This window comes from Roseobacter sp. HKCCD6576-2 (assembly GCF_013179285.1).
Taxonomy (GTDB): domain Bacteria; phylum Pseudomonadota; class Alphaproteobacteria; order Rhodobacterales; family Rhodobacteraceae; genus Rhodophyticola; species Rhodophyticola oceani.
The window spans coordinates 135,544-148,425 of record NZ_WVNW01000001.1 but is presented as its reverse complement, the minus strand read 5'-3'; the positions used below and the strand labels follow the sequence as shown (position 1 = coordinate 148,425).

The window sequence follows — 12,882 nt, the reverse complement described above, 5'->3', positions numbered from 1 at the left end:
ATAAGGGCGGCAAACGTCCGTTCGGCAGAGCGCCACCAACAAGGAGACATGTGACATGACCAAACCCTTAACCTCCAGCCTCCGGGGCCTTTTGGCCACCGCCGCGATGGCCCTAGCCCTGCCCGGCATCGCGGCCGCGCAAGATCAGACCCTGACCGTGGGCTTGACCGCCGATGCCGTGCATCTCGATCCGCAAGCCGGTGAAGAGCTGTCGAGCAACATCATGTTCTATCATATCTATGACCCGCTGGTGCGTCGGGATGCGAACCTGCAATTCGGGCCCGGCTTGGCCGAAAGCTGGGAGCTGGTTGATGACACGACCTGGCGCTTCACGCTCCGCGAAGGCGTGACCTTCCATAATGGCGAGCCATTCACCTCCGATGACGTGGTCTTCACCTTCGACCGGTTGAAAGACTCGCTGATGTCGAACCTGGCGAAGAATATCGACACCTATTCAGCCATTGATGATCAGACCATCGAGATCGTGACCTATCAGCCCTACGCGGCCCTGCCGAACGATCTGGCGGCGATCCTGATCCTGAACCGGGATCATGCGGAAGCCGTGGGCGAGGACGAGATGGAGCAGCAGCCCATCGGCACCGGCCCGTATCAACTCAATGAATGGATTCGCGAGGATCGGATCGTTCTGGACGCGTTCCAGGAGTATTATGCAGGCCCCGCAGAGATTGATCAGGTCATCTTCCGCCCCCTGACGAACCCGGCCACGCGAACCGCCGCGCTTCTGACCGGAGAGTTGGATATTGTGCAGGATTTGTCGGTGCGCGATGTGGAGCGCGTGGCCTCCGAAGATGGGTTCGAGGTTGTGACCCGGCCCAGCCTTCTGAACCTGGTTCTGGCGTTGGATGTGCGGCCTCAGTCGCCGACCATCGATATGGACACCAACCCGATGACCGACCGCCGCGTGCGCGAAGCCATTGCGCGGGCGATTGATGTGGAAACCATCCGCACGGTGATCATGAATGGGCTGTCGACCCCGTCTGAGCAATATGTGCCGTCTTCCCATGTAGGTTACGTGGAGGGCGCAAGCTTCCGCGATCTGTATCCGTTCGATCTCGACGCCGCCCGCGCGTTGATGGCCGAGGCCGGGTATGCCGATGGCTTCACCATGACGCTGGACGCGACCAACAACCGCTATGTGAACGATGCGCAGATCGCGCAGGCCCTCGCCTCCATGCTGTCGCAAATCGGAATCACGCTTGAGTTGAATCTGATGCCACGGGCCAATTTCTTCGGCTATATCCGGGTGCCGTCTGAGCAATCGAGCTTCATCATGTCCGGTTGGGATGTGCCCTCGGGCGACGCCGGGTCGATGTATGCCAGCATGTTCTACAGCCCCGGCACGCGCGAAGGCTATGCGCAGGTGAACCGCGGCCACTACTCGAACCCTGAAGTGGACCGGCTGATCGATCTGGCGGATTCCACACCGCGGGTTGAGGAGCGCGACGCCCATCTTCAGCAGGTCACGGAGATTCTGCTGCAAGACATCCCGATGATCCCGGTTCACTACGAGCAGGACATCTATGGCGCCCGTGACGGGATCGAGTTTGAACCCCGGACCGACAAGTTCCTCTGGGCCTACGATATCCGGATCACTGAGTGACTCTCCCCCCGGGGCGGCGCCGCGTTTGGGGCCGCCCCACCCTTCCCCAAACCCCAACGATCTGAGTTAACGGATGGCTTCGGCCACCGCAGTAAGGACCCGGCATGTTCGCCTATACCATCAAACGCCTGATCCAAATGGTGGTCGTGCTCTGGGCCGTCTCGATCATTGTTTTCCTGATGATGAGCTTCACCGGCGATCCGGTTTTCATGGTGATCCCGATTGACTCGTCCGAAGCTGAGATCGAGCAAGCACGGCGGATTCTCGGCCTCGATCGATCCTTGCCGGAGCAATACATCATCTTCCTCGGCAACCTTCTTCAGGGCGATTTCGGAACGTCTTATGTGTTCCGTCAGCCCGCGATTGACCTGATCCTCGAACGTCTGCCCGCCACGTTGGAAATCGTCGTTGTCGCCATGGTCATCGCGACCACGATTGCAATCCCGCTTGGCGTTTATGCCGGTGCCAACCCGGGCAAGCCACTTAGCCGGCTGATCATGTCCGGCTCGCTTCTCGGCATCTCACTGCCCGGCTTCTGGGTCGGCATGATGCTGATCTATTTCCTGGCCGTCGAATGGCGGATTTTCCCGTCCTCCGGGCGGGGCGACACGGTGGAGGTGTTCGGCGTACCGACCTCGCTTCTGACAGCGGATGGATGGAGCCATGTGCTGCTCCCCGCAATCACCCTCTCCGTCGGGACACTCGCGATCCTGCTCCGCATCACCCGCGCGGGCATGATGGAGGTCACGCGGCAGGACTACATGAAATTCGCCCGGGCCAAGGGCGTGTCGCGCCGGGGGGTCCTTTACGGTCACGGGCTGCGTAACGGATTGATCCCGGTGGTCACGATCTTCGGCCTGCAATTGGGCGACCTGATTGCCTTTGCCACCATCACCGAGACGATTTTCGGTTGGCCCGGCATGGGCAAGCTCTTGGTCGATTCGATCTATCGCGCCGACCGGCCTGTGATCGTGGTCTACCTGATGTTGGTCGCTCTGATCTTTGTGGTCATCAATTTCCTGATCGACATCCTCTATACGATGATCGATCCGCGCATCACGGTGAAATGACATGATGCAGACCTTTCTAGCCTCGCAATTCTTCTTCAACTGGCGCCGCAACCTCTCGGCGATCATCGGCAGTGCGATCATTGCGATCTTTATCGTGATCGTCGCCTTTGGCCCGCTGATGGTGACGCAGAACCCCTATGACCTGACGCAACTCAACTTGCTCGACAGCTATAAGCCACCCGCTTGGTTGCCCGGCGGTGACCCGCAATACTGGCTCGGCACCGACGGGCAGGGCCGCGATGTTTTGGCCTCCATCATCTACGGCACGCGGGTCTCCGCCCTGATCGGTATCGCCGCTATGCTCTGTTCCTGCCTCATCGGCACGACGCTTGGACTGCTGGCCGGGTTCTATGGCGGGCGGCTCGACGCGATCATCATGCGGATCGCGGATTTGCAGCTCTCCTTCCCCTCGATGTTGATCGCGCTGTTTCTGATGTCGGCGGTCGGCACAGGGATCGACAAAGTGCTGATTGCGCTGACTGCTGTGGGCTGGGTTGTCTATGCCCGTACCGTGCGCGGCTCGACCCTTGGGGAGATCGAAAAGGAGTACGTTCAGGCCGCCCGGGTCGCGGGACTGACCAATGGCAAGATCATCCGCCGCCATGTGCTGCCCAATGTGCTCACCCCGCTGATTGTGATCGCCACGGTGCAGGTCGGCACCTTCATCCTGATCGAAGCCTCGCTGAGTTTCCTGGGCGTCGGCGTGCCGATCACCCAACCCTCGCTTGGTCTCTTGATCAAAAACGGGTTCGACGTGCTCTTTTCCGGCCTCTGGTGGACCTCCGTCTTCCCAGGGCTGATGATCATGGCGATGGTCTTTGGCATCAACCTGTTCGGGGACTTCCTCCGCGACGAGCTTAACCCGAGGCTGAAATGAGCATGGACGGCGGCACTCCAGAGACACTTTTGTCGGTGCGCGATCTGCGAACCTGGTTTCACACATTCTCCGGCGTGGTGAAGGCCGTGAACGGCGTTAGCTTCGACTTGGCCCAAGGCGAGATCATGGGGCTTGTGGGGGAATCCGGCGGCGGCAAATCCGTTGTCGGCTTCTCGATCCTCGGCCTGATCGACCCGCCGGGGCAGATCGAAGGCGGCGAGATACGGCTGGCCGGTGAGAACATCGCGCAAGCGCCCGAAGATCGGATGCGGAAGATCAGGGGCAAGGAGATCGCGATGATCTTCCAAGACCCGATGACCTCTCTGAACCCGGTCCACACGATCGGGAAGCAGATGGATGAAATGCTGCGCCTTCATACCGATCTGGACGAGGCCGGACGCAAGACACGCTGTATCGAGATGCTGGAAAGCGTCGGGATTTCGCAGGCCGAGGATCGGCTGCGCGCCTATCCGCATCAGTTCTCGGGCGGGATGCGACAGCGTGTGGTGATCGCCATCGCGATGCTGGCGCATCCGAAACTGATCATCGCGGATGAGCCCACCACGGCGCTCGACGTCACGATCCAATCCCAAATCCTGAAGTTGATGAAACGTCAGGTGGCCGAGCATGGTGCCTCGATGATCCTGATCACCCATGATCTCGCCGTGGTTTCGGAAGTCGTGGACAAAATAACCGTGCTCTATTGCGGGCAAGTCGTGGAACGCGGCGATGTGCGCGATGTGATCTCCAACCCGTCGCATCCCTATACCCGGGGTCTGATCGACTCGATCCCCAATCCTGACGACCGACAGGCGCGGCTGAAGCAGATCCCCGGCACCGTCCCTGACATTCGCAACCTGCCGAAAGGCTGCAATTTCCGCGATCGCTGCCCACGCGCGCAAGCGCGCTGCGCCGAGGAGGAACCGAAACTGACCCATACCCGCGACAGCCTTTATTCGGCCTGCCATTTCCCCGTCGCGGCAGGAGAAAGCGCATGAGTGCGATGCTGGATGTCGACGGGCTGGAACAGCGGTTCCATCTGAACCCCGGTTTCTTGGATCGCTTGAGTTTCGAAGGCGGTCGGCCTCGGCTGAAAGACCTTGTGGTGCATGCGGTCAATGGCGTCAGCTTCTCGATTGCGAAGGGCGAGGTTCTGGCGCTGGTCGGTGAATCCGGCTGCGGAAAATCCACTGTCGCCAAGACCATCGCGCGGATTTACGAACCCACGGCAGGGCGTATCAGGGTCGAAGGCGAGGATATCTCCGAGTATGGCCACGCCGATCTTCTGCCGGTGCGGGCCAAGATGCAGATGATCTTCCAAGATCCGTTTGCCTCCCTAAACCCGCGCCAAAAGGTGCGCGATATCGTGGCCGAGCCGCTGTTGCAGCAGGTGGGCGAAGGGGCCCGTGCGGAGGTTGCGGACAAGACCGAGGCGCTTTTGGCGCGGGTGGGTTTGAACGCCGAACATGCGGGCCGTTATCCGCATCAGTTCTCCGGCGGTCAGCGGCAGCGGATCGGAATCGCCCGCGCGCTCTCGGTCAACCCGGGCTTGATCGTGGCCGATGAACCCGTCTCGGCGCTCGACGTGTCGATCCAGGCGCAGATTCTTAATTTGATGATGGATCTGCGCGACGAATTCGGCCTGTCCTACCTTTTCATCAGCCATGACCTGTCGGTCGTGCATCACATCGCCGACCGGATCGGGGTGATGTATCTGGGCTTCATGGTGGAAACCGCGCCCCGCGACACCCTGTTTGCGATGCCGCGCCACCCCTATACGCGCGCGCTGCTCTCGGCCGCGCCCAGCATCCAGCCAAACCGCAAAAGCGATGAGATCGAGCTGACCGGCGAGGTGCCAAGCGCGCTATCCCTTCCATCAGGTTGCTGTTTCCGCACCCGCTGCCCCTTCGCCTGGGATCGGTGCGCAAAGGAACGCCCGGTTTTGCAAGATGTAGGCGGCGGACAAAGCGTGGCCTGCCATCTCCTCGATGAGCCAGAAAGAGACACCTTATGAGCCGCCCGTTGATCATCGTGCAGCCACGTTTGCCACTGCGGGACCCGCATGACTGCACCGATGCCAATGATGAACTGGCGATTTATGAGGCCGTGTTTGACACGCTTGTCCGGCGCAGCGCCAATGGATTTGCGCCGCGCCTCGCCGAGCGTTGGACGGTCTCCACCGACGCCAAAACCTGGGTCTTTCATCTGCGCCCCTATGTCAGGTTCCAAGATGGCAGCCCGTGTGATGCCCAGGCGGTTTGCCTCTCGCTGGCCCGGATGGCCCGCGCCGATAAGGGCTATACGCTCGGCTCGCCGGGTGTTTGGCGGCAATATCTGGGCGGCGCGGAGATCATCGCTGTTGATGATCTGACGGTTTCGATCGCACTCGCCGAGCCGATGGCTGATCTGCTGGATGTGCTGGTGCAAGGCTACATCGCGGCACCGTCCAGCTTGGCCGATCTGGATGCCGGGATCACCACCAAACCGGTCGGCACCGGCCCCTATCGGGCGGTCTCCGCCACGGAAACGGAGCTACAGCTTTCCATCGTGCCGGGGCATTTCGACGGTGAGCCGGCGCATGAGACGGTCACAATGCGTCTGGTTCCCGATGCGGCCGACCGTCTGACGGCGCTCACGAGCAGGGCCGCCGGGGTGGCCACTTCCCTTGACTATCACGCCAGTCAGACCCTAACCGCGCCTGGCCATACCCGTGTCGAAACCGTGGTGCCGGTGGCCATCATCTATCTGCTGAATGCCACCAATGGGCCGCTGGCCGATCCGCGCCTACGCCGCGCGCTGAACTTGGCGCTTGATCGAGATGTCTTGATCGAAACGGTGGTTGGCGGGGCCGCCGAGCCACTTTTGGGCTTTGTCAGCCCGATGCATTTTGGCGCTGGAGATGGGGCCGCCCTGCCGCAAGATTTGGACGCCGCGCGCGCCTTGGTTGCCGAGGCTGGGTATGCGGATGGATTGACCCTATCGCTCGATTGCCCAACCCGCCTTCCCGATGAAGCAGAACGCCTGACTGCGGCGCTTGGCGATCAACTGGCACGGATCGGCATCACCTTAGATGTCCACTTGCATCATGAGCGCGAAGACTATGCCCATATGGTGCGCCGCAAGGAGATTGGCGATCTTTGCGTGTTCGACTCTAGCCCGCTTTCCACCTTCCGTGTGCTCTATGAAAAGATCGACGCGCGGATCAAAGGCGCGTGGTGGCAGGGCTATCATAACGCCCAAGTCGAAGCCCTGATCGACCAGGCACGGGAAACACCGGATGACACCGAACGCGCGGCGCTGTTCCAAGCTGCCTATTCTGAGATGCAAGAAGACCCACCCTGGCTGACCCTCTACAACCCAATCCGGGTGACGGGCTTGCTTGGCAATCACCCCGGTTTCACGATGCCCGTTGATGGCGTGTTGAACATCGCGACGCTGCCGAAGATCGGAGACACGTGATGGCCGATCTTTTGATCACCGGGGCCACGATCATCACCGTGGACCAAGACCGCCGGGTGATTTCCGACGGCGCGCTGGCGGTCACCGATGGCCGGATTGCCGCCATTGGCCCCCGGGCAGAGATCGAGGTGACGCATGACGCCCCAGAGGTCATCGACGCGACGGGAAAGGTTATGCTCCCCGGATTGATCGACGTGCATGCCCATGCTGGTCACGGGCTGATCAAAAACATGGGTATGGACCAGGGCGATGTCTGGGAAGAGATCTGCGGCGAGGTTTATACAACCGGCTCGACGCCTGGGTTTTGGTACGCCGAGGCGCGGCTGGCCGCGTTGGAACGGCTCCGCTTTGGCGTGACTTGCGGTGTGTCTCTGTTGGGCGGCGGCGACACGATCATGCGCAGCGATAGTCCAGATTATGCCTCCGCACATATGGAAGGCGTAGCCGAAATCGGCACCCGCGATGTCATGGCGATTGGCCCGACGCGCGCGCCGCATCCGCGCACCTACGCCACCTGGTTGCCGAATGGCCGGGCTGAGCATCACCCTGTCTCCTTCGAGCAACAGCTGGCCACCTGCCAAGAGGTTCTGAGCCGCTGGCATGGGGCCAATGATGGGCGCCTGTCGGTCGCGTTGCTCTATCCCGTTCTGCGCGACGAGCATGAGCGCGACATGTCGCCCGGTGATTATGAGACCGCTTGCGGCGAGGCGCAGATCGTCCGCGCCATGTCGCGCGCGTCGGGGGTTATCTTCACCCAAGACGGCCATTGGCGCGGCTCGGTCCGGCGGGCGCAAGACCTCGGGCTTCTAGGGTCGGATGCGTTGCTCTCTCACGCGATCGACCTGCACGAGGATGAAATCACGCTTTGCGCCGAGACCGATACGCGGATTGCCCATAACCCCTCGGCGCTTGCCTCCGTCATGGGCCGTTGCCCCGCCGTGGAGTTGATGGAGGCTGGTGTGACGGTTGCCCTCGGCTCGGACGCCACCGCGCCGGACCGGTCGGGCGATATGTTCCGGCATATGCAACAAGCGATGCACTATCACCGCCGCCATTTCCAAGACACTGGCATCCTGCCCCCGGGCAAGACGCTGGAGATGGCGACGATTGACGGTGCCAGAGCGCTTGGGATGGAGGCCGAGATCGGCTCGCTCGAGGTTGGGAAAAAGGCAGACGCCATCCTGATCGATATGCAGCGCCCGCATCTTTACCCGCGGAATATGGAGCCCTTCCGCGTGATCTATTTCGCCAATGGCAATGATGTGGATACGGTGTTGGTCGATGGAGAGGTGCTTTTGCGGGACGGCGCGCCCACAAAAGTCGACATGGGGCGCGTCTTAACGGATGCACAACGGGAGGCTGATGCAATGATCGATCGGCTCGGGGCCCGCGATATGCTGGGCATCCCCAAAGGGTTCTGGGGCCAAACCCGCTATGACGGAGGTGGCGCGTGACCATCCACATCATCAACCCCAATAGCAGCCAGGCCGTGACCGATGGCATTGACGACGCGATGCTGCCCCTGCGCGCAGCAAGCCCTGTGCCGATTGTCGCCAGTCAGTTAGACGGCACCCCCGCCGGGATCGAGACGCAAGCCCATGTGGACGGTGTGGTCGCACCGCTTTTGGCGCGTGCCGCCGCACTAGAAGACGACGCATCGGCCTTTGTCATCGCCTGTTTCTCCGATCCCGGCATGGCAGCGCTGCGCGAGCAGAGCCGCAAGCCGGTTCTGGGCATCGCTGAAAGCGCCGTTCTGACCGCGATGACGCTCGGGCAGCGCTTTGGCATTCTGTCGATTCTGCCAACCTCAATCCCGCGCCATATGCGATTTCTGGGGGCCATGGGCGTAATGGACCGGTTGGCCGGAGATCTGCCACTCGATCTTGGCGTTGCCGAGTTGCAGGATGATGCCCGCACTTTTGCCCGGCAAAAGGAGGTCGGCCGCGCGCTGCGCGATCAGCACGGTGCAGATGTTCTGATCCTCGGCTGCGCGGGTATGACGGCCTATCGCCGCCGCTTGTCACAAGCCATCGGCTTGCCCGTTGTCGAACCCTGCCAAGCCGCCGCCGCAATGGCCATTGGCCGTGTCGCCCTGGCCGCGACGGATACGTAAAGAAGGACATCTGCCATGACTCACCTGACCGAAGACGCGCGCGGCGTCTATGTGATCGCCGTCACGCCGTTTCTGCCCGATGGCAGCTTGGATTTGGACAGCACCGACCGGATGGTGGATTTCTACCTTGAGGCCGGGGCAACCGGTCTAACCGTCCTGGGCATGATGGGCGAGGCGCCCAAGCTCACGGTTGAGGAGTCGCGTCTGGTCGTCCGGCGCATTCTCGCGCGCGTCGCCGGACGGGTGCCGGTGGTGGTCGGTGTCTCCTCCCCAGGTTTCGCGCAGATGCAGACCTTGAGCGCAATGGTCATGGATGACGGGGCCGCCGGGGTGATGATCGCGCCGCCCGGCAGTTTGAAAACCGATGATCAGATTGTCGGATATTATCACCAGGCGGCGGATTTCATCGGCGAGACCCCCTTTGTCTTGCAGGATTTCCCGCTGGTCACCGGCGTGCATATGCCCGTCACAGTCATCAAGCGGATCGTCGATGAGCTACCGACATGCGTCTGTCTGAAACATGAAGATTGGCCAGGGCTTGAGAAGATCTCGGCACTGCGGGCCGAGGGGCCGCTGTCCCGCCGCATTTCCATTCTCTGTGGCAATGGCGGGATGTTCCTCCCCGAGGAAATGGCCCGCGGAGCGGATGGCGCGATGACGGGATTTGGCTACCCCGAGATGATGATTGATGTCGTGCGGCATCACGAGGCCGGAAACCCGGATCGGGGGCAAGATATCTTCGACGCTTACCTACCGCTGGCGCGCTATGAGCAGCAACCCGGCGCGGGCCTCGCGGTGCGGAAATATGTGCTGGCGAAACGGGGGGTGATTGCGCATCCGACGCTGCGCCGCCCCGGAGCCGCGCTGAGCGATGCGGCGCGGGCCGAGGTAGATCGGTTGATCGAAAGACAAGAAAAACGCTTGAAGGAGATTGGGTGATGGAGCTTGGGATAACGGGCAAACGGGCTTTGGTTTTGGGCGCGAGTCGGGGTCTTGGCCGCGCGATTGCCGAAGGTTTGGCCGCCGAAGGGGCGCAGGTCTTTGCTGCCGCGCGGAGCACCGACAAGATTGCCGATTGGTCCACCGACATGCCCAATGTCACACCGATGGCGCTCGACCTGACCGATCATGCCAGCGTCAGCGCGTTGGCTGAGACCCTTCTGGCAGATGGTGGCGTCGACATCCTGGTCACGAATTCCGGCGGCCCCGCCCCTGGCCCGGCCGCAACCGCCGAGCGCGCCGCTTGGATTGCGCAATTCGAGGCGATGGCGGCCAATATCTTTGATCTCTCGGCACAGCTCCTTCCTGGCATGCGAGAGCGCGGTTGGGGCCGGATCATCTGCATCACCTCTTCGGGCGTCGAGCAACCGATCCCCAATCTGGCCCTGTCAAACGGCATCCGCTCTGCGGTCGTGGGTTGGGCCAAGACCTTGGCTTCAGAGGTGGCGTCGGACGGCGTGACCGTGAATGTCGTTCTACCTGGCCGCATTCATACGGACCGCGTGGATGAACTGGACGCCGCCGCCGCCAAACGCACGGGCAAACCGGTGGACGAGGTCAAAACCGCCTCGGCGGCGAGCATCCCGATGGGCCGCTATGGCAAGCCGTCGGAATTCGCCGATATGGTGGTGTTTCTCGCCTCCGAACGGGCCTCCTACGTCACGGGAAGCCGGGTTCGGATTGATGGCGGGTCCATCCGCTCCTAATCGGGGCGGCTGCGCTCGCGTTCCTGAAGGCGGGCCTCAATGGCTTCGAGTCGGGCCAATACCTCGTCGCGATAGGCATCTGTCGCGGCGTTGGTTTCCTCCGCATGGGCGTCTTGCATTGAGTTGACGATCAGGCCGACCAGCAGGTTCACCACCGCGAAGGTCGTCATCATGATGAACGGCACGAAGAACACCCAAGCGTATTGGTAAACCTCCAACACCGGCCGCACGATTCCCATCGACCAGCTTTCCAGCGTCATGATCTGGAACAGTGAATAGAGCGAGCGGCCAAGCGTGCCGAACCATTCGGGGAAGGAGGCGCCGAAAAGCTTCGTGGCCATCACCGCGCCGATATAGAAGATGATCGCCATGAGAAGGAACACACTGCCCATACCGGGCAGGGCGGTCACAAACCCCTCGACCACCCGACGCAGGCGCGGCGCAACCGAAATCACGCGCAGCACCCGTAAGATGCGAAGCGCCCGAAGGACCGAGAGGCCTTGCGTGACCGGAAGCAGCGCAATCCCCACGATCGCGAAGTCGAAGATGTTCCAGCCAGATCGGAAGAAGGCCAGTCGATGGGCGATGAGTTTCAGGATGATCTCAACGACAAAGATGCCCAGACAGATCCGATCAAGGGTCAAGATCAGCGGCCCGGCTATCCCCATCAGTGTGGGTGACGTCTCCATCCCTAGCAGGATCGCGTTGAAAATGATCACGCCGATGATCCCGAACCGCACCTGCGGCGTGTCCAGCCAATCCGCCAATTTTGCCCGTGTCATGCTCGCCTCTTCGTGGGTTCCGGCTCGATATGGGGCAAGGTCAGGCTGGCGGCAAGCTCCACATGCGGGCTCCAGCGGAACTGATCGACCACTTGCACCCAATTCAGGCGATAGCCGGCATCGGTTAGTATTTTTGCATCGCGCGCAAATGTCACCGGGTTGCAGGATACCATCGCGATGCGCGGCACCTGCGCTCTGGCAATTTCGGCCACTTGCGCCTCGGCGCCTGCGCGGGGTGGGTCGATCACCACCGCATCAAATCGCGCCAGCTCATCGGGCAAAAGCGGGCGACGGAACAGGTCCCGTGTCTCGGTCGTGACCTGTTTCAAACCTGTCGCGTGGCGCAGGCCATGATCCAGCGCGGCAATCATGTCGGCCTCCCCTTCCGCCGCATGGATTGCAGCACCCTCCGCCAATGGCAGGGAGAATGTGCCGCAACCGGCGAAAAGATCGGCGATGTTATTGGCTGGCCCGACGGCGTCTTTGATCGCGGCGCATAGGGCCGCCTCGCCATCCTCCGTCGCTTGCAGGAATGCGCCAGGCGGTGGCGTCACATGCGCGGCGCCAAAGCGCTGGCTTGGGGCGGCAACGGTAAAGACGGTTTCATCGTCCCAGCTCAACCGCGCAAATCGATCGGTGTATTTCGGCAATCCCATACGCAGGGCTTCATCAAGCGGCTTCCCACCGGCGACGGCGCAATCGATCCCGGCGTCGGACCGGGTCAGCGTGAAGCTCAATATGGCGCTGCGGGACCCGCCAAGCCGGGTGATCTCTTCCAGGGTCGGAAGAACCTGCATCAGGTCTGGATGGAGAACCAAACAGTCTCTAATCGGCACGATAGTGTCAGATCGACGGGCATGAAACCCGACCAAAGCCCCTTTCTTGGTGCGGGTTCCGGCCAGCGTGGCGCGGCGGCGGGTGCGCGGCGGCGACGTATGGATCGGGCGCATCTCAGCGGTCAAACCGTGCGCCGCCAGCGCGCTTGTCACAACCTCTTGCTTCCAATCCGCGACCAATCCATCCGACGCATGTTGCAAAGAACAACCGCCGCAGCTTCGGTAATGGGGGCAAGGCGCACTGACCCGAGCAGAGGAAGGCGTCACGATCCGCACATCGTCCAACCGGTCGCCCTGCAACTGGCCCGACACCGTCTCGCCCGGCAAGGCCATCGGCACAAAGATCGGCCCCGCTGCGACGCCGTCCCCCTTGTGACCGAGACGGTCGATTGTGGTTTCGAAAGGACCGGTCATGTCG

12 protein-coding genes are annotated in these 12,882 nt (G+C 61.8%); 10 read left to right on the top strand and 2 right to left on the bottom strand.

Features of this window, described 5'->3' with window-relative positions; genetic code table 11:
• Positions 1 to 55 precede the first annotated feature (55 nt).
• The 10 genes from GTF44_RS00710 to GTF44_RS00665 all read left to right on the top strand — a co-directional run bounded on the left by GTF44_RS00710 (position 56) and on the right by GTF44_RS00665 (position 10,846).
• Positions 56 to 1,621 (top strand): ABC transporter substrate-binding protein, encoded by a 1,566-nt coding sequence (locus GTF44_RS00710; RefSeq protein ID WP_171559167.1) that lies wholly within the window; start codon positions 56 to 58, stop codon positions 1,619 to 1,621.
• Between the two features lie 104 nt (positions 1,622 to 1,725).
• Positions 1,726 to 2,691 (top strand): ABC transporter permease, encoded by a 966-nt coding sequence (locus tag GTF44_RS00705; protein WP_171559164.1) that lies wholly within the window; start codon positions 1,726 to 1,728, stop codon positions 2,689 to 2,691.
• 1 nt (position 2,692) lies between these two features.
• Complete coding sequence (locus GTF44_RS00700) at positions 2,693 to 3,568, top strand: ABC transporter permease (RefSeq protein WP_253261247.1); 876 nt, start codon at positions 2,693 to 2,695, stop codon at positions 3,566 to 3,568.
• Positions 3,565 to 4,566, top strand: coding sequence for an ABC transporter ATP-binding protein (locus GTF44_RS00695; RefSeq protein ID WP_253261246.1), 1,002 nt, complete (start codon positions 3,565 to 3,567; stop codon positions 4,564 to 4,566). Before GTF44_RS00700 ends, GTF44_RS00695 begins: the two co-directional genes overlap by 4 nt.
• Complete coding sequence (locus GTF44_RS00690) at positions 4,563 to 5,582, top strand: ABC transporter ATP-binding protein (RefSeq protein ID WP_171559162.1); 1,020 nt, start codon at positions 4,563 to 4,565, stop codon at positions 5,580 to 5,582. The genes GTF44_RS00695 and GTF44_RS00690 overlap by 4 nt, the downstream gene beginning before the upstream one ends.
• Positions 5,579 to 7,027 carry an ABC transporter substrate-binding protein gene (locus GTF44_RS00685; protein WP_171559159.1) on the top strand — a complete coding sequence of 483 codons (1,449 nt, stop codon included), beginning with the start codon at positions 5,579 to 5,581 and terminating at the stop codon, positions 7,025 to 7,027. The genes GTF44_RS00690 and GTF44_RS00685 overlap by 4 nt, the downstream gene beginning before the upstream one ends.
• The gene (locus tag GTF44_RS00680; protein ID WP_171559156.1) at positions 7,027 to 8,481 is read left to right on the top strand and encodes an amidohydrolase family protein; all 1,455 of its coding nucleotides are present in this window, start codon (positions 7,027 to 7,029) and stop codon (positions 8,479 to 8,481) included. The genes GTF44_RS00685 and GTF44_RS00680 overlap by 1 nt, the downstream gene beginning before the upstream one ends.
• On the top strand, positions 8,478 to 9,140 hold the full coding sequence (locus tag GTF44_RS00675; RefSeq protein WP_367383346.1) for an aspartate/glutamate racemase family protein: 663 nt from the start codon (positions 8,478 to 8,480) through the stop codon (positions 9,138 to 9,140). Before GTF44_RS00680 ends, GTF44_RS00675 begins: the two co-directional genes overlap by 4 nt.
• 15 nt (positions 9,141 to 9,155) lie before the next feature.
• Positions 9,156 to 10,079 (top strand): dihydrodipicolinate synthase family protein, encoded by a 924-nt coding sequence (locus tag GTF44_RS00670; protein ID WP_171559154.1) that lies wholly within the window; start codon positions 9,156 to 9,158, stop codon positions 10,077 to 10,079.
• On the top strand, positions 10,079 to 10,846 hold the full coding sequence (locus GTF44_RS00665) for an SDR family oxidoreductase (protein ID WP_171559151.1): 768 nt from the start codon (positions 10,079 to 10,081) through the stop codon (positions 10,844 to 10,846). Before GTF44_RS00670 ends, GTF44_RS00665 begins: the two co-directional genes overlap by 1 nt.
• On the opposite strand, the gene GTF44_RS00660 is transcribed toward GTF44_RS00665, so the two are convergent.
• Together GTF44_RS00660 and GTF44_RS00655 are read right to left on the bottom strand one after the other, a co-directional pair.
• Positions 10,843 to 11,628: an ion transporter gene (locus GTF44_RS00660; RefSeq protein ID WP_171559148.1), complete on the bottom strand. Its 786-nt coding sequence runs from the start codon at positions 11,626 to 11,628 to the stop codon at positions 10,843 to 10,845. The two genes, GTF44_RS00665 and GTF44_RS00660, sit on opposite strands and share 4 nt — an antisense overlap.
• Positions 11,625 to 12,878, bottom strand: a complete 1,254-nt coding sequence (locus GTF44_RS00655; protein ID WP_171559145.1) for a class I SAM-dependent RNA methyltransferase — start codon at positions 12,876 to 12,878, stop codon at positions 11,625 to 11,627. The genes GTF44_RS00660 and GTF44_RS00655 overlap by 4 nt, the downstream gene beginning before the upstream one ends.
• Positions 12,879 to 12,882: the final 4 nt, after the last annotated feature.

Coding starts and splice junctions, on each gene's coding strand:
- GTF44_RS00655 (WP_171559145.1), bottom strand. CDS start 12,878: ATGACCGGTCCTTTCGAAACCACAATCGACCGTCTCGGTCACAAGGGG.
- GTF44_RS00690 (WP_171559162.1), top strand. CDS start 4,563: ATGAGTGCGATGCTGGATGTCGACGGGCTGGAACAGCGGTTCCATCTG.
- GTF44_RS00660 (WP_171559148.1), bottom strand. CDS start 11,628: ATGACACGGGCAAAATTGGCGGATTGGCTGGACACGCCGCAGGTGCGG.
- GTF44_RS00680 (WP_171559156.1), top strand. CDS start 7,027: ATGGCCGATCTTTTGATCACCGGGGCCACGATCATCACCGTGGACCAA.
- GTF44_RS00670 (WP_171559154.1), top strand. CDS start 9,156: ATGACTCACCTGACCGAAGACGCGCGCGGCGTCTATGTGATCGCCGTC.
- GTF44_RS00695 (WP_253261246.1), top strand. CDS start 3,565: ATGAGCATGGACGGCGGCACTCCAGAGACACTTTTGTCGGTGCGCGAT.
- GTF44_RS00710 (WP_171559167.1), top strand. CDS start 56: ATGACCAAACCCTTAACCTCCAGCCTCCGGGGCCTTTTGGCCACCGCC.
- GTF44_RS00665 (WP_171559151.1), top strand. CDS start 10,079: ATGGAGCTTGGGATAACGGGCAAACGGGCTTTGGTTTTGGGCGCGAGT.
- GTF44_RS00700 (WP_253261247.1), top strand. CDS start 2,693: ATGATGCAGACCTTTCTAGCCTCGCAATTCTTCTTCAACTGGCGCCGC.
- GTF44_RS00705 (WP_171559164.1), top strand. CDS start 1,726: ATGTTCGCCTATACCATCAAACGCCTGATCCAAATGGTGGTCGTGCTC.
- GTF44_RS00685 (WP_171559159.1), top strand. CDS start 5,579: ATGAGCCGCCCGTTGATCATCGTGCAGCCACGTTTGCCACTGCGGGAC.